The organism is Prevotella sp. 885 (assembly GCF_002265625.1).
Lineage (GTDB): Bacteria > Bacteroidota > Bacteroidia > Bacteroidales > Bacteroidaceae > Prevotella.
Window position 1 is genome coordinate 40,810 of record NZ_NOVE01000007.1, and the last position, 14,326, is coordinate 55,135.

Consider the following 14,326-nt stretch of genomic DNA (forward strand, 5'->3'; position numbering starts at 1 on the left):
AAGCAAGCATCACACCCGTTGCAACTATCCAAATGCCACAAATTAAGCAACAATATAAACACTTTGCTAATAAAACATACCACTCCGCTTGTCAATAAACAATTAATTGCGTAACTTTGCATCACGCAAAAGGCGACATTTGCCTATATCTATTCAATTAAAGACAAAACACATTATATATATGAGCACACTTATTTATCCCGAACATTACACCGCCCTGCTCGACGTACACAAGACCGAGCAGGGCATCAAACTGATAAAAGACTTCTTCCAGCAGAACCTTGCCACTGAGCTGCATCTGCGCCGCGTCACCGCTCCACTCTTCGTACTGAAAGGCCTTGGCATCAATGACGACCTTAACGGCGTGGAGCGTCCTGTTACGTTCCCCATCAAAGACCTCGGCGACGAGAAGGCGGAGGTGGTGCATTCGCTCGCAAAATGGAAGCGTCTGACTCTTGCCGACTACGGCATAGAGCCGGGAGCGGGCATCTATACGGACATGAATGCCATCCGTGCCGACGAAGAGCTGGACAATCTGCACTCGCTCTACGTCGACCAATGGGACTGGGAAGCTGTCATCCGCAAGGAGGACCGCACGCTTGCTTTCCTGCGCGACGTGGTGAAGAGGATATATGCTGCCATAAGACGAACCGAGTTTCTCGTCTGCGAGACATATGACAACATCAAGCCTTTCCTTCCCGAGAAAATCCATTTCGTACACAGCGAGGAGCTCCAGCAGATGTATCCCGGACTGACACCGAAGGAGCGCGAGGATGCCATCTGCCGCGAATACGGCGCCGTGTTCATCATCGGCATCGGTGGAAAACTGGCTGACGGCAAGAAGCATGACGGACGCGCCCCTGACTATGATGACTGGTCCACCGTGGCTGAGAACGGACGCGCGGGTCTCAACGGCGACATCCTCATCTGGTATCCTGTCCTTGAGCGCTCCTTCGAGCTATCGTCCATGGGCATCCGCGTTGACCGTGAGGCTCTGCTGCGCCAGCTGAAGGAGGAGGGCGAGGAAGAACGCGAGAAGCTCTACTTCCATCAGCGTCTGCTCAACGGCGAACTGCCACTCTCCATCGGCGGCGGCATCGGTCAGAGCCGTCTCTGCATGGTGCTCCTCCAGAAAGCGCACATCGGCGAAATACAGGCAAGCATCTGGCCTAAGGAAATGCGTGAAGAATGCAAGAGGCTCGGCATGCCGCTGATATAATCAGCAGCTGAGGACTGATATGATTATAAAATAAATATACATTCGATTCGATTAACCGGATTTTTTGCCGTACCTTTGCGAAAAACAACGAGCGTATGGCCCAACATAACGAAACGGGAAAATGGGGAGAGGAGCTTGCTGCCGACTTCCTTAGAAAGAACGGCTACCAGATAATGGAGCGCAACTGGCGGTTCGGCCACCGCGACCTCGACATCATTGTACGGTCGCCGGAGGGCAACGAGGTGGTGTTCGTGGAGGTGAAGACACGCTCGGGCGACATCATCACCAAGCCGGAGGACGCTGTGGACATACGCAAGATACGCAGTATCGGATATTGCGCCAACGCCTTCGTCAAGCAGTTCAACATCGCTGACCTGCTGCGCTTCGACATTATAGCCATCGTAGGCAGAAATAAGGACGTAGCGGAGATAGAGCATGTGAAAGACGCATTCAATCCGTGCCTGGTTTATTAAGCAACTAAAATCCTCACCGACATGAACAAAGAAATGATACACCTCGACGTCACGACGTCCACCAACGACTATCTGAAGGACTGTCCCACTCCCGCACCCGACCATTTTGTCATGGTAAGGGCTGACTTTCAGTCGGCTGGACGCGGACAGAAGGGCAACTCGTGGGAGAGCAATGCGGGCGAAAACCTGCTCACGTCCATTCTGACAAGCCCCAAGGGGGTGCGCATAACCGAACAGTTCGTGCTGTCAATGGCTGGTGCACTCGCCGTGAAATCCGTGCTCGACAACTATTGCGGAGCCATAAAGCTGAAGTGGCCTAACGACATCTATTGGTTCGACAGCAAGATTAGCGGCACGCTCATCGAGACTGCCGTGTCGGGAAAGGAAATCACACGTTGCATTTTCGGCATCGGGCTGAACGTCAATCAGGAGATATTCCGCAGCGACGCGCCTAATCCCATATCGCTCCTCAACATCACCGGACTCTATACGCCGATAGAAAGAGTGGCGAACGAGCTTGCCGAAGCCTTTGATGCCTATTACCAACGGGTCGTGGAAGGCGACAAGGACGCCATCGTAAGCGAATATAACGATGCGCTCTACAGACGCTTCGGCCTGCACCGCTACGAGGACACAGCCACCGGCGAGACCTTCCTCGCCAGCATTGACCACGTCGGAACGGACGGAATGCTGCGTCTTACGGACGAGAACGGACGGCAACGCGCCTACTCGCTCAAGGAAGTAAGGTTTGTCCTGAGATAAAAAACGAATCAGAAACGTATAAACATAATCATATAAAAGAAAAATGTCAAGATTTAAGAGAATCCTACTTAAGCTCAGCGGCGAGAGCCTCATGGGCAAACAGAGTTTCGGAATCGACCCCGTTCGTCTGGGCGAGTATGCACAGCAGATTAAGGAAGTGCACGAGATGGGTGTGCAGATAGGCATCGTAATCGGCGGCGGCAATATCTTCCGCGGCCTCAGCGGAGCTTCCAAGGGCTTCGACCGCGTGAAGGGTGACCAGATGGGCATGTGCGCCACAGTCATCAATTCGCTCGCTCTCAGCTCTGCTCTCGGCGCCATCGGCGTAAAGACAAAGGTGCTCACAGCCATCCGCATGGAGCCAATCGGCGAGTTCTACTCGAAGTGGAAGGCCATTGAGGCTATGGAGGCAGGCTACGTCTGCATCTTCTCTGCCGGTACAGGCTCGCCTTACTTCACCACCGACACTGGTTCTTCGCTTCGCGGCATCGAGATTGAGGCTGACGTTATGCTCAAGGGCACACGCGTGGACGGCATCTACACAGCCGACCCGGAGAAGGATCCGACTGCCACAAAGTTCGCAGACATCACATACGACGAGATCTACACTCGCGGTCTCAAGGTGATGGACCTCACCGCCACAACCATGTGCAAGGAGAACAATCTCCCCATCTACGTATTCAACATGGACATCGTGGGCAATCTCAAGAAGGTTATGGACGGCGAACCCATCGGTACGCTGGTGCATAACTAAAAAACGCCATAGTCACGCACACACAAATGCGAGCAGATTGAGTATTAGCTACGGGTTCCGCGGAGCGGGACCTATATCAAGAAACCCACTGCAAGCTGCGCTCCTTCGCAGCTTGCAGTGGGTTTCTTGATAGATACGTGTCCCTTCAGGACACGGCGCTGATTGAATTGATAGGATTCAACCTGTCTTCTTGTCTAAAAAAGTCAAACAAGACCTATTCTCTTACAAAACCGTTACTATTGCTGACACAAAACATTTGTTTCGGCCTCTCACTTCGTTCGATATAAGCATTCACTTCGTTCGATGTAAGCATTCACTTCGTTCGATATGAGCATTCACTTCGTTCGGTGTAAGCATTCACTTCGTTCGGTGTGAGGTCACTAAAGTGGCGGTTTCGGATAACATTACTGGTCAGGGTTCTCCACGAATCCCTGATATTCGGGCGTGATGGCTGACATCACAGCCTTATAGCTCTCTTCTTCGAGGTGCTTGATGTTGTCGCTGCCCTTGCCTATAGGCATGATGGGCTTGTGGATGGTCAGCTTCAGCGGATGCCATGTCACCCACTTCATGTCGCGCATCCTTGGCATCACGTCAAACGAACCGTTGATGGTGAGGGGCACAACGGGCAGCTCGATGTCGTCAGCAAGCATGAAGGCGCCACGCTTGAACACTCCCATGTGACCAGTGAACGTGCGTGCGCCCTCGGGGAACACCACGAGCGACATGCCTCCCTGAAGGGTGCGGCGAGCCTTGTCGTAGGTCTCGCGGATGCGGCTCGGTCCGCGCTTGTCCACGAAGATGTGGTGGGCAGACTCACATGCCTTGCCCACGAAGGGTATCTGGCGCAGCTGTCGCTTCATCATCCACTTGAAGTTGCGGCAGAGGAAGCCGTAGATGAGGAAGATGTCGAAGGAGCCTTGGTGGTTAGCCACGAATACGTATGACTGGCCTTTCTTTAGGTTCTCGCGGCCTTCCACCTTCACGGGCAGCAGAAGCACACGTACGATGAACTGTGCCCACAGCTTGCCGGGATAATATCCCCAGAAGTGACCGTTGCCGATGGCGCAGCCGATGATTACCACAATGGATGTCAGCACGGTGTAGACGGCGATGAGCGGCAGGGCTATGAACAGCTGATAAAGTCGATATAGATATTTCATGATGTTTCTTTTTTATTATCTTAGGATGATTACTTATTGGTTTTCTTCAAGGTTATTTCCACAACTTCCGGATTCATATAGAATCGGAAGGGGATGAATCCTCCGAGTCCGGTGGAGACAAACAGCTTGCGCTTGCCTTCGGCGTAGAGCCCGTCGTCTTCCTTCCCTACAAGTTCTGTCGGGCGAAGTCCGAACAGGCTTATCTGTCCTCCGTGCGTGTGTCCGCTGAGCGTCAGCTGCGCATTGGTCTGCGGCAGTATGTGGCGGCGCCAAGCAGAGGGGTCGTGCTGTAGCATCACTACGAACGACTTGGCGTGGATGCCGCGCATGGCCTTCTTGAGGTCTGCCTTGGCAGGGAACGGCGGGCGTCCGTCGTTCTCGCCTCCGGCTATGACGATGGAGTCAGAGCCGCGTCGGACAATGCGGTTGTCGTTAAGAAGCAGCTGCCATCCCACGGAAGTCTCAAAGTCACGCGTAAGCCGCTCGTTGCGCAGGGCTTCGTCGAGCGGCAGATTGACGTAACGGCTGTAGTCATGATTGCCGAGTACGGACATCACGCCGTCCTTTGCCTTCAGGCGTTTGAGGGTCTGCGCGAAGCGAGGCAGTTCGTCAGGACCCATATTCTGGATGTCGCCTGTGAAGACGATGAGGTCAGGACGCATGTCGTCAATGGCTGTGACGGCACGCAACATCAACTCGTCCTTCATCGAACCGAGATGCACGTCGGTGAACTGGGCTATGCGATAGCCGTCGAACGCCTTAGGAAGATCGTCGAACTCGATGGTTACCTGACGGACATTCAGACGGTCGGTGCCCACCATCGTGCCGTGGAAGAGGATGTAGAGTTCGCCAAGTACGAGGACCAGTCCTACGTAATTGCCCCAATTGCGACGGAGCTTCAGCATGCGCCTTGCCAGTCGTCCCGCCAAGGAGCACAGTACGAAGGTGAGCTTCGGCAGCACCACGAGGGCGGTGATGAAGAGGTAGGTGTTGAAGAGGGTGAGGTTGTGCGGGGCGAAGTCGCGCGTCAGCGACACGCTGATGGTGGAAACCGTTATCAGCAGCGTCGGCAGCCACCACGCAATGCGTGCCCATACGTTCCCCAACCTGCGCTTCACGTATCTGCGATATATATAAATGTCAGGCAGAAGCGTGACCAGCAGTATTATTATTGATATTCTTGCTATCATCTATTAATTCAAAATTCAAAACTCAAAATTCAAAACTGCAATAGGCACCGCCTATTGCAATCTTGCCGCAAGGAAGCGTCTTGCCAGCTCCACAGGTATGCCACGTCTACGTGCATAGTCGCGAAGCTGGTCCTCGCCTATCTTGCCCAAGTCGAAGTAATGCGCCTTAGGATGTGCGAACATCAGCCCGGAGACAGAGGCATGCGGCTTCATAGCCCCACTCTCCGTCAGCCTAATCCCTATCTGCTTCATGTCTATCAAGGAGTCGATGAGGAAGTTCATGCTCGTATCGGGCATGGAGGGATAGCCAACGGCGGGACGTATGCCTTGGAAATCCTCACGCAGCAACTCGCTTATGGAGAGATTTTCGTCGGGCGCGTATCCCCAATAGGTCTTTCTCACCTCCAGATGCATCACCTCAGCCGTGGCTTCCGCCAAGCGGTCCGCCAACGTCTGGACGAGCATCCGCTTGAAGTCGTCCTTCAGATAGTCGTGTTCCATCTCCGTGTCCACGGTGGTGGCAAAGGCTCCCACCTTGTCCTTCACGCCGGACGAGAGAGGTCTGACAAAGTCGGCGAGGGAGAGATATGGTCCGGATGCGTCAGCCACATACTGCTGTCTGAGCATCGGCATGCGCACGGTGCCCACGATGATGTCGTCGCCGTCGCTGTTGGCGTCGAACACACCGAATACGGCGTGCGTCATGTAGCGAGCGTCCAGCACGTCGAGCATTCGGTCTGCCTCCTTCCGCATCTTGTCCTTCTCGGCTTGCGGCTTGCCGGAAAGCCCCCAGGCATGATAGAAGTAGAGCCAGTTTATGTACGGACGCAATGAGTTTATGGCATAATCTTTTCGCTCAGTCATGCTTTAAGCCGTTTCGTCCGTCCTGAACATCAGCGCTTCGCCACGGCTTTCACCGTCGAACGTGCCGTTGTCGTATATCATGCGACCGTTGCAGATGGTGCTGACGACGCGCCAGCGGAAGGCATGGCCCTCCATCGGGCTCCATCCGCACTTGCTCTGTATGGTCTCGGGAGTGACGGTCCAAGGTTCGCCAGCCTTTACGATGGCGATGTCCGCCTTATATCCCTTCTTGATGAATCCTCTCTTGCTGACGCTGAAGAGTCGGGCTGGATTGTGGCACATCAGCTCCACAAGGCGCTCGATGGTCAGCACGCCCTCGTCAACAAGCTCGAGCATTGCCACGAGCGAGAACTGAATCATCGGCATGCCTGACGCTGCCTTGGCGCATCCGCCTTCCTTGTCGGCAAGGAGGTGTGGCGCGTGGTCTGTGCCGATGGTCGTTATGCGTCCGTCGGAGAGCGCTTTGCGAAGTGCGTCTCGGTCGTTGACGGTCTTGATGGCAGGGTTACACTTTATGCGTGTGCCCAGACGCTCATAGTCTGACGACGAGAAGAAGAGGTGGGCTATGACAGCCTCAGCCGTGATGCGAGGGTTGTTGCCGAAGAGTTGCAGCTCGCGTGCCGTGGTAAGATGAGCCACGTGGAGCCGTGCTCCTGCTTCGGTGGCAAGCTCTACGGCTGTGCGGGTGGACTCATAGCAAGCCTCTTCCGACCTTATCTCGGGATGATGGATGACGTCAGGGTCGGCACCGTACTTAGCCTTCGCCTTCTCCATGTTGCGGTTTATGATGTCGGTGTCCTCGCAATGTGCCATGATGGGAAGTGTGGCTCTCTGGAAGAGCGCCTTCAGCACGTCGCGCTTGTCGACGAGCATGTTGCCCGTACTGGAGCCCATAAACAGCTTTATGCCCGGCACACGGTGCGGATCAATGTCGCAAACGGTGTCGATGTTGTCGTTAGTGGCACCGATGAAGAAGCCGTAATTGACGTGCGAACGTCTCGCCGCCTCCTCCATCTTGTTGTCCAGAGCCTCCAAGGTGGTGGTCTGCGGTTTGGTGTTGGGCATGTCGAAGTAAGATGTGACGCCGCCGTAAGCTGCTGCACGGCTCTCGGTCTCAATGTCAGCCTTCTGTGTCAGGCCAGGGTCGCGGAAATGCACATGGTCGTCAATCACTCCGGGTAAAACAATACACCCCGTGGCATCCACGATCTTGTCGTAGTTGCCACGGGGCATTTCTGTTCCGTCGATGATGTCTGTGATGATGTCGTCGTCGACAACGACCGAAGCAAGGCGTGAGCAGCCTTCTTCCACGACTTTTCCTCCGTATATTAATGTCTTCATATTAAGAGTATTGTCGTTATTATCGTTATTGCTTATTACTTGTTATTATCGTTATTGCTTGTTATTATCTGCTCTTGCCCCTTACTGCGCTCCTGACGGCTGCGCCATTTGGTTAGGCGTTGGTCCCTCGGGCATTGGCTGTTGGGTCATTGAGGGATTTGGGGCTTGCTGTACGGGCGCTTTCATGCCGTTCATGATGGCCTGATTCTCCTGCGCCTTCTCGTAATAGTCCTTTACGTAGGGGTCGTTCTTGAACTTGTCTGTGGCCTTGCTCCATATATCCTCTATCCATGGTGTAAGCTCCGGATAAGGATTGCCGATGGTAACCATAAAGAAGACGCCAGGACCGAGCACGTTGTCGAAGTTGTCTGTCACGAAAGTGGTGACGAGCTTGTCCTCCTGTTCAGACAGCTTCATTGCCTCCTGACGCAGCTTGGCATTGACAATCTCCATGTCGCTACCGTTCATAATGGCGCGGTCGTGAGTGTGGAGCAGCTCTGACTCCTGATTCTTAATCTGGTTATAGCGGTTGAAGAACTTGAAGAGTTCGTCGTTAAGCGGCGTTCCGCTTACCGTCTGCTGCGTGTTGTCCAGCCTTATAGTGATGTCGCCCTTCTCTATTACGACGGGAATGACGCTCTCGTCGTCCATAAAGATGTTCGCCATTCGTACGGTGTCGTATGTTCCGCAGAACTGGAATTGTCCGTGAACGACGTCGCACGAATCGATGTTCTTGAAGTCATTATTCTTCAGAACCTTAAGATACAGCATTCGTCCGTCAAGTGTAGACACATTTGACGTTCCCTGTATATTATACGAGTTGGCGCACGACGTAACAGCCATGACAATCAATAATGCGTAGAGTATTTTATTCATATATGCTAATGTATCGGTCTTTTTTTGTTACACAAAGGTACAACGTATTGCCGAATAAATTGCGGTTGTTTATGAGATTTAAATGATGATTATTCTTAATTTAGATTTTTTTCAGAATCTGGCAGCCTGTCTTCTTCCTTTTTAAGGAGATGTGAGATGCGGTGCATGGTGTAGATTTCGAGGATGGCAGCCACAAGAAGCAACAACACCCACTTGTTGTAGATGAGCTGCAGATAGGTGATGCAGTCGGTGAATGCGTCGCGCAGACACATGTAGGCGTTGTCCACCATGAGCAGTCCGGAGAGCACGAAGAAGAAATCAGCAAGAGTCATGATGCGCTTCAGGCGCTTTACGGTCGGATCAGTACCTTCGTATGTCTGCAAAGCCTGCATGGTGGCGAACAATAATGCTCCCACAAGGTAGATCCAACACACCACTTGCTGCTCGTAAAGGAACGCGAAGCATCCTGCTCCGATAACCATCAGCACTCCACCGATAAGGAAGAGCGCACTCTGTGTCTTATTCAGCTGTTTCATCATTGTCTGTATTTTCGTTATCTGGTTTGGGGTCGTCGCTGAGTACGTAGATATCCTCGTCGTCCGTGTGCATGAAATAGCGTTCACGCGCAATCTTCTCTACGGCGTCCGGACCTTGTCCGAGTGCCTTGAGCTGCTTCATGTTCGCCTCATTCTGTGCGTTGTATTTCTCAATTTCGCTTTCCAAGTCGCTGATTTGCATCTCCAGTTGGGTGCGGCGCATGAAGCTGTTCTCATCGACAAAGCCGACGAGCAACACACAAATGATGATGGTTATAGCATACTTGTAGTGGCTAATGAGGTCAAGGATTGGTTTTAAACGACTCATCTGTTTCATTGTTTTGACTGCAAACTTACTACAATTTTTCCGTTTTCTTACACGAAAGTATGAATTTTTAAGTACTTTTGTATATAGAAAACCATCTACAACAGTATTAGCATATCATTATATGGAAGACTATATCGTATCGGCGCGCAAGTACCGTCCGATGACTTTCGACTCCGTTGTGGGACAGGCTTCGCTTACGACGACGCTCAAAAACGCCGTTAAGAGCGGCAAGCTGGCGCACGCCTACCTGTTCTGCGGACCGAGAGGAGTGGGAAAGACGACGTGTGCGCGAATTTTCGCTAAAGCCATCAACTGCTTCAATCCTACTGCGGACGGCGAAGCATGTGGCGAGTGCGAGAGCTGCCGCGCTTTCAACGAGCAGCGTTCGTATAACATTTTCGAGCTGGACGCAGCCAGCAACAACTCCGTGGAGCAGATAAAGTCGCTCATGGAGCAGACACGCATCCCGCCGCAGGTGGGCAAGTACAAGGTGTTTATCATCGACGAGGTGCACATGCTGTCCACGGCTGCATTCAACGCGTTCCTCAAGACTCTCGAGGAACCGCCAAAGCATGTCATCTTTATTCTCGCCACCACCGAGAAACACAAGATTCTGCCTACGATTCTCTCACGTTGCCAGATTTACGACTTCGAGCGCATGACGGTGGAGAACACCATCGCACACCTTAAGATGGTGGCGCAGAAGGAGGGCATCACTTACGAGGAGGAGGCGCTGGCGGTGATAGCGGAGAAGGCTGACGGCGGCATGCGTGACGCTCTCTCCATCTTTGACCAGACAGCCAGCTTCTGCCAGGGCAACATCACGTACGCCAAGGTAATAGAAGACCTCAACGAGCTGGACGCAGACAACTACTTCCGCATCATCGACCTTGCCTTGGAGAACAAGGTGAGCGACATCATGCTGTTGCTCAACTCTGTAATAGAGAAGGGATTTGACGGCGGAAACCTCATCAACGGACTTGCATCACACGTACGTAACGTGCTCATGGCGAAGGATGAGCAGACCGTTAAGCTGCTGGAGGTGAGCGAAAGACAGAAGACACAGTATAAGGAACAGGCTAAGAAATGCCCGGCGAAGTTCCTCTATCAGGCACTGAAGATAATGAATCAGTGCGACCTCGCCTACCGTCAGAGCAGCAACAAGCGTCTGCTTGTGGAGCTGACGCTCATTCAGGTGGCTCAGCTGACGCAACCGGAGGATGCGGATGGCGCGGGGCGTAGCCCCAAACAGCTGAAAATCCTGTTCCGACTTCTTACTCAAAAGCCCCGGAATAAAGCGGTCCAGCAGGTGGCTGCTCCGGGTGAAAACATTCAGGGAGCAGCGGCTAATGCTGCTTCCTCAAATGCTGCATACCCGCAAGGGACGGCTGACAACGCCAATGCTGCACCGCAAGAGGGCGCAGCCGCAACCAATTCGGGCAGCGCTCAGACAGCTCCGGTAACACCAGCAGGCGCTCAGACCCCGGCTTCTGCCGCTTCGCCGTCGCCAATGGGCAGACCGCTGAAGCTTTCCGGACTCGGTGTAACCTTCCAATCGCTGAAAAAGAAAGAGGAAAGGACTGCCCAAAAGGAAGTGGAGGTGACCAACAAGGACGAGAACGAGGAGTTCTCGCAGGACATGTTAGAGCTGCAATGGCTGTCGATGTGCAACCGTATGCCGAAGAAGATGATTGGTCTGGCGTCGCGAATGAAGAACGTCACGCTACGCATTATCGCCTTCCCGGAGATAGAAATCGTGGCGGACAACCAACTGCTCCTTGACGAAATCAACAATATAAAGGGACGTATCCGCGCTACGTTGGCGTTGGCGTTGCATAACGGCAACATCCAAATAACTCTCAGACTTGCGGCGCCGGAGGAGATAAAGAAGCGTCTGACGAAGAAAGAGGTGTTCGACGAACTCGCCAAGCAGAAGGAATTTGCCGCATTCGTCGAGGCGTTCGGCTTGCAAATGGTTTAGGAAAAAGAGGATAATGGAGACGTAACGGTTAAGGAAAGAACGTATAAGAGAAATGGAAAAGTCAGAAACAGCGATGGGCAGCAAGAGAAAACATTGGGCGGACGTTGTGCGTGGAATATGTATGACAGCCATCCTGTATGACCATACGGACATCTATTATTCAGACACCAACGTCCTGCCCTACGAACTGTATGTCCCGAATGCGCTTACCACCTTCTTCATTCTGTCGGGGTATCTGATGTATAAGCGGTCAGGATTCTGCCTGAAGAATAAGATAAGGTCTATTATAAAGGGGCTTCTGCTGCCTTACCTGATATTCACCATAGCCATGGCGCTACCCAAATCGTTGGCGCACGGACTGAGCTTCAATATTGCTGACATGCTTATTAACGTGTTATCGGGAAAGGCTTCGTGGTTTGTGGCGGCACTGTTCATTGCCGAAATGCTGTTCAGTATCGCCATACGGCTGACGAAAGGCAGGACTTTGGCGCTACTGGCGGTGGGAACAACCGGCCTCATCGCTTCCATGTTTATGCCCTATGCAGGCAATCCTCCATTCCCTTGGCAGGCTGACAATGCCCTTCAAGCCATGTTCTATCTCAGCATCGGCTATGCCTATCATAAGCATGAAGAGACTATAGACGGCTGTATAACCAGCCCGCCGCTTGCCATAGGGCTGCTGTCGGTGCCGTTTGTCGGAATAAAGACATGGGAGATGTATTACGATGTGAGCATGACAGAATGGTATATCAACATCGACTGCTATCCTATGTTCCTGATAGACACCGTCTGCGGAGCAGCATTGCTGATACTTATATGCAAGCGTCTGCCAAGAATGCGCCTGATGGAGTGGACCGGAATACGCTCGCTCGGCTTCTATTTCCTCTGCGGCGGCGTGCCTTTGACGGTCAGCATGGCACTTCAACGCTTAGGTTTTGCATACAACGGGTGTTATCTGACCGTTCTGCCGGTCTTCCTTATTGTATATATACTGACGGCAATACTCGTCTGGGCATTATACAAATACGTGCCATTCGTATTCGGAAAATGGCGTATTAAAAGCTGAATAAAAGGGGATATAAAGCAAAAGAGCAGGAGTTTCGGACGTTTCCGAAGCTCCTGCTCTTTTGCTTTTATCCATTAGTCTTCCTTCTCAATAAGCACCACAGCGTATGCAGAGATGCCCTCCATACGTCCAGTGAATCCAAGTTTCTCCGTTGTAGTGGCCTTGATGGATACGTTGTCTATGTCTGTATGCATCACTTCTGCCAAGCATTGCTGCATCTGCGGAATGTGGGGATTGAGCTTTGGACGCTCTGCACATACCGTGGCGTCCACATTTCCGAGGCGATATCCCTTTGTGGCGATGAGGTCAATGGTCTTTGCCAGCAATATCTTGCTGTCCACGTTAAGCGTCTCGGCAGCTGTATCGGGGAAGTGATAGCCGATGTCGCGCATGTTGGCAGCGCCAAGCAAGGCGTCGCAGATGGCATGTATGAGTACGTCAGCGTCGCTATGACCGAGCAATCCCAACTCATAATCGAGCTTTATGCCGCCAAGCCAAAGCTCGCGACCTTCCACCAGCTTGTGGACGTCATATCCGAATCCTGTTCTTATCTTCATGATTTTTATCTGCGTTTAAAGAGATCCTTTATGCCGTCCATATCGAAGGACAGCGTGAAACGTAGTGTCTGGTCGAGCGGGTTCGACTTTGCCGTGGCTATAACGTAACCTGCATCGAGCGAGAATACGTTCATCTTGAATCCTGCACCCACTGTGAAGTACTTACGATTACCCTTGTTTTCCGACTCGTGATGATAACCGGCACGCAGCGCGAACTTGTCATTATAGACGTATTCAGCACCTACGCTCCAACGTATCTCCTGCATCTCCTCTCTGAATCCGCCCGGCGCATCGCCGAAACTCTTGAAGATGCCACTGATGGACGACAGGTCATAGTAGTCTTTCTGCTTGCGCACCTCGAAGTCTTCGTCGCTCTCATTGGCGCCCTTGATAGGCATGGTGGGGACGAGAGGCTTGTTGGCATCGGCTGCGATGGTGAGGCGGTTGTACTCATCAATGGGAATCATCAGCGATGCACCGAGACGCAGGTTGGCAGGGATGAACTCTGAATTGTCGTCACCGCCGAAGTTGATCTTCGAACCGATGTTCGAGATATCAAGACCCAAACCGAGCTGACACTCACGCTGTCCGATATTGATGTAGTTCTGATAATATGCTGCAAGGTCAACGGCGAACGCTGATCCCGGCGATGTGTCGTCGCTATAGTCGTATGTAAGGTCGGAATAAATCCAGCGCACGGCAGCTGCAATGGAGAATTTCTCGCTAAGCATAAGCGAGTAAGCCACGTCCATCGACATCTCGTAGGGATTGATGGTCATCGAATTGTCGTTAGTAGAGCCCGAATTGGTGTAGACTTCACCGAGCGAGAAGTAACGCAATGACGCCGATACGGCTGAATAGTCGCCGATGCGGTAATATCCTGCGAGATAGGCAAGGTCCATATCGCTGACAAGCTGACGCAGCCACGGAGTATAGTTGAGCGCCACTCCTGCACGTGAGATGCAGAATGGATACTTGGCAGGGTTCCAGTACTGCGACATGACGTCAGGGTCAGTGGCGGCACCGATGTCGCCCATACCGCCTGCCCTTGCGTCAGGCGCTATCGACTGTGACGTCACGGAAGCGTTTTCCGGACGGAACATATCCTTCTTTTCGTCGGCTATAGATGGCAATGCCATCAAGGCTAATAGCGAAATGGCCGCGAGTCTTATGTCTTGCTTCATTCTTATTTTAGTCTTTCTTGTTTTATTATTAA

The 14,326-nt window shown here is 52.5% G+C and carries 15 protein-coding genes; 6 read left to right on the forward strand and 9 right to left on the reverse strand.

What is annotated here, in order from left to right; genetic code table 11:
* The first annotated feature begins 181 nt into the window (after positions 1-181).
* The 4 genes from asnA (at position 182) to pyrH (ending at position 3,208) form a co-directional block, all read left to right on the forward strand.
* Positions 182-1,219: an aspartate--ammonia ligase gene (asnA, locus tag CHL74_RS04205; protein WP_094879917.1), complete on the forward strand. Its 1,038-nt coding sequence runs from the start codon at positions 182-184 to the stop codon at positions 1,217-1,219.
* A 95-nt stretch (positions 1,220-1,314) separates the two neighbouring features.
* Entirely contained in the window at positions 1,315-1,692 is a 378-nt protein-coding gene (locus CHL74_RS04210; protein WP_094879918.1) for a YraN family protein, read from the forward strand.
* Between the two features lie 21 nt (positions 1,693-1,713).
* Complete coding sequence (locus tag CHL74_RS04215; protein WP_094879919.1) at positions 1,714-2,454, forward strand: biotin--[acetyl-CoA-carboxylase] ligase; 741 nt, start codon at positions 1,714-1,716, stop codon at positions 2,452-2,454.
* 43 nt (positions 2,455-2,497) lie between these two features.
* Positions 2,498-3,208 (forward strand): UMP kinase, encoded by a 711-nt coding sequence (gene pyrH / locus CHL74_RS04220; RefSeq protein ID WP_094879920.1) that lies wholly within the window; start codon positions 2,498-2,500, stop codon positions 3,206-3,208.
* Positions 3,209-3,612: 404 nt separating this feature from the next.
* Here pyrH and CHL74_RS04225 read toward each other — a convergent pair whose 3' ends face one another.
* The 7 genes from CHL74_RS04225 to CHL74_RS04255 all read right to left on the reverse strand — a co-directional run bounded on the left by CHL74_RS04225 (position 3,613) and on the right by CHL74_RS04255 (position 9,506).
* Entirely contained in the window at positions 3,613-4,371 is a 759-nt protein-coding gene (locus CHL74_RS04225) for a lysophospholipid acyltransferase family protein (RefSeq protein WP_094879921.1), read from the reverse strand.
* A gap of 29 nt (positions 4,372-4,400) precedes the next feature.
* Complete coding sequence (locus CHL74_RS04230; protein ID WP_094879922.1) at positions 4,401-5,561, reverse strand: metallophosphoesterase; 1,161 nt, start codon at positions 5,559-5,561, stop codon at positions 4,401-4,403.
* 51 nt (positions 5,562-5,612) lie between these two features.
* Positions 5,613-6,425 (reverse strand): vitamin B12 dependent-methionine synthase activation domain-containing protein, encoded by an 813-nt coding sequence (locus CHL74_RS04235; protein ID WP_094879923.1) that lies wholly within the window; start codon positions 6,423-6,425, stop codon positions 5,613-5,615.
* Positions 6,426-6,428: 3 nt separating this feature from the next.
* On the reverse strand, positions 6,429-7,766 hold the full coding sequence (locus tag CHL74_RS04240) for a dihydroorotase (protein ID WP_094879924.1): 1,338 nt from the start codon (positions 7,764-7,766) through the stop codon (positions 6,429-6,431).
* 81 nt (positions 7,767-7,847) lie between these two features.
* On the reverse strand, positions 7,848-8,642 hold the full coding sequence (locus CHL74_RS04245; RefSeq protein WP_094879925.1) for a DUF4369 domain-containing protein: 795 nt from the start codon (positions 8,640-8,642) through the stop codon (positions 7,848-7,850).
* Positions 8,643-8,737: 95 nt separating this feature from the next.
* A complete protein-coding gene (locus CHL74_RS04250) occupies positions 8,738-9,178 on the reverse strand; it encodes a hypothetical protein (protein WP_094879964.1) in 441 nt (146 codons plus the stop codon).
* On the reverse strand, positions 9,162-9,506 hold the full coding sequence (locus CHL74_RS04255; RefSeq protein WP_094879963.1) for an FtsB family cell division protein: 345 nt from the start codon (positions 9,504-9,506) through the stop codon (positions 9,162-9,164). The genes CHL74_RS04250 and CHL74_RS04255 overlap by 17 nt, the downstream gene beginning before the upstream one ends.
* 121 nt (positions 9,507-9,627) lie before the next feature.
* On the opposite strand from CHL74_RS04255, the gene CHL74_RS04260 reads away from it, so the two are divergent.
* Together CHL74_RS04260 and CHL74_RS04265 are read left to right on the forward strand one after the other, a co-directional pair.
* Positions 9,628-11,487: a DNA polymerase III subunit gamma/tau gene (locus tag CHL74_RS04260; RefSeq protein ID WP_094879926.1), complete on the forward strand. Its 1,860-nt coding sequence runs from the start codon at positions 9,628-9,630 to the stop codon at positions 11,485-11,487.
* Positions 11,488-11,539: 52 nt separating this feature from the next.
* On the forward strand, positions 11,540-12,553 hold the full coding sequence (locus CHL74_RS04265; RefSeq protein WP_094879927.1) for an acyltransferase family protein: 1,014 nt from the start codon (positions 11,540-11,542) through the stop codon (positions 12,551-12,553).
* A gap of 74 nt (positions 12,554-12,627) precedes the next feature.
* Here CHL74_RS04265 and ispF read toward each other — a convergent pair whose 3' ends face one another.
* Positions 12,628-13,110: a 2-C-methyl-D-erythritol 2,4-cyclodiphosphate synthase gene (gene ispF, locus CHL74_RS04270; protein WP_094879928.1), complete on the reverse strand. Its 483-nt coding sequence runs from the start codon at positions 13,108-13,110 to the stop codon at positions 12,628-12,630.
* A 5-nt stretch (positions 13,111-13,115) separates the two neighbouring features.
* Positions 13,116-14,294, reverse strand: coding sequence for a type IX secretion system outer membrane channel protein PorV (gene porV, locus CHL74_RS04275; protein WP_094879929.1), 1,179 nt, complete (start codon positions 14,292-14,294; stop codon positions 13,116-13,118).
* Positions 14,295-14,326: the final 32 nt, after the last annotated feature.

What these genes read in the sequence shown, in the direction of transcription:
- asnA (WP_094879917.1), top strand. Translation starts at nt 182, where the DNA reads ATGAGCACACTTATTTATCCCGAACATTACACCGCCCTGCTCGACGTA.
- CHL74_RS04210 (WP_094879918.1), top strand. Translation starts at nt 1,315, where the DNA reads ATGGCCCAACATAACGAAACGGGAAAATGGGGAGAGGAGCTTGCTGCC.
- CHL74_RS04215 (WP_094879919.1), top strand. Translation starts at nt 1,714, where the DNA reads ATGAACAAAGAAATGATACACCTCGACGTCACGACGTCCACCAACGAC.
- pyrH (WP_094879920.1), top strand. Translation starts at nt 2,498, where the DNA reads ATGTCAAGATTTAAGAGAATCCTACTTAAGCTCAGCGGCGAGAGCCTC.
- CHL74_RS04225 (WP_094879921.1), bottom strand. Translation starts at nt 4,371, where the DNA reads ATGAAATATCTATATCGACTTTATCAGCTGTTCATAGCCCTGCCGCTC.
- CHL74_RS04230 (WP_094879922.1), bottom strand. Translation starts at nt 5,561, where the DNA reads ATGATAGCAAGAATATCAATAATAATACTGCTGGTCACGCTTCTGCCT.
- CHL74_RS04235 (WP_094879923.1), bottom strand. Translation starts at nt 6,425, where the DNA reads ATGACTGAGCGAAAAGATTATGCCATAAACTCATTGCGTCCGTACATA.
- CHL74_RS04240 (WP_094879924.1), bottom strand. Translation starts at nt 7,766, where the DNA reads ATGAAGACATTAATATACGGAGGAAAAGTCGTGGAAGAAGGCTGCTCA.
- CHL74_RS04245 (WP_094879925.1), bottom strand. Translation starts at nt 8,642, where the DNA reads ATGAATAAAATACTCTACGCATTATTGATTGTCATGGCTGTTACGTCG.
- CHL74_RS04250 (WP_094879964.1), bottom strand. Translation starts at nt 9,178, where the DNA reads ATGAAACAGCTGAATAAGACACAGAGTGCGCTCTTCCTTATCGGTGGA.
- CHL74_RS04255 (WP_094879963.1), bottom strand. Translation starts at nt 9,506, where the DNA reads ATGAGTCGTTTAAAACCAATCCTTGACCTCATTAGCCACTACAAGTAT.
- CHL74_RS04260 (WP_094879926.1), top strand. Translation starts at nt 9,628, where the DNA reads ATGGAAGACTATATCGTATCGGCGCGCAAGTACCGTCCGATGACTTTC.
- CHL74_RS04265 (WP_094879927.1), top strand. Translation starts at nt 11,540, where the DNA reads ATGGAAAAGTCAGAAACAGCGATGGGCAGCAAGAGAAAACATTGGGCG.
- ispF (WP_094879928.1), bottom strand. Translation starts at nt 13,110, where the DNA reads ATGAAGATAAGAACAGGATTCGGATATGACGTCCACAAGCTGGTGGAA.
- porV (WP_094879929.1), bottom strand. Translation starts at nt 14,294, where the DNA reads ATGAAGCAAGACATAAGACTCGCGGCCATTTCGCTATTAGCCTTGATG.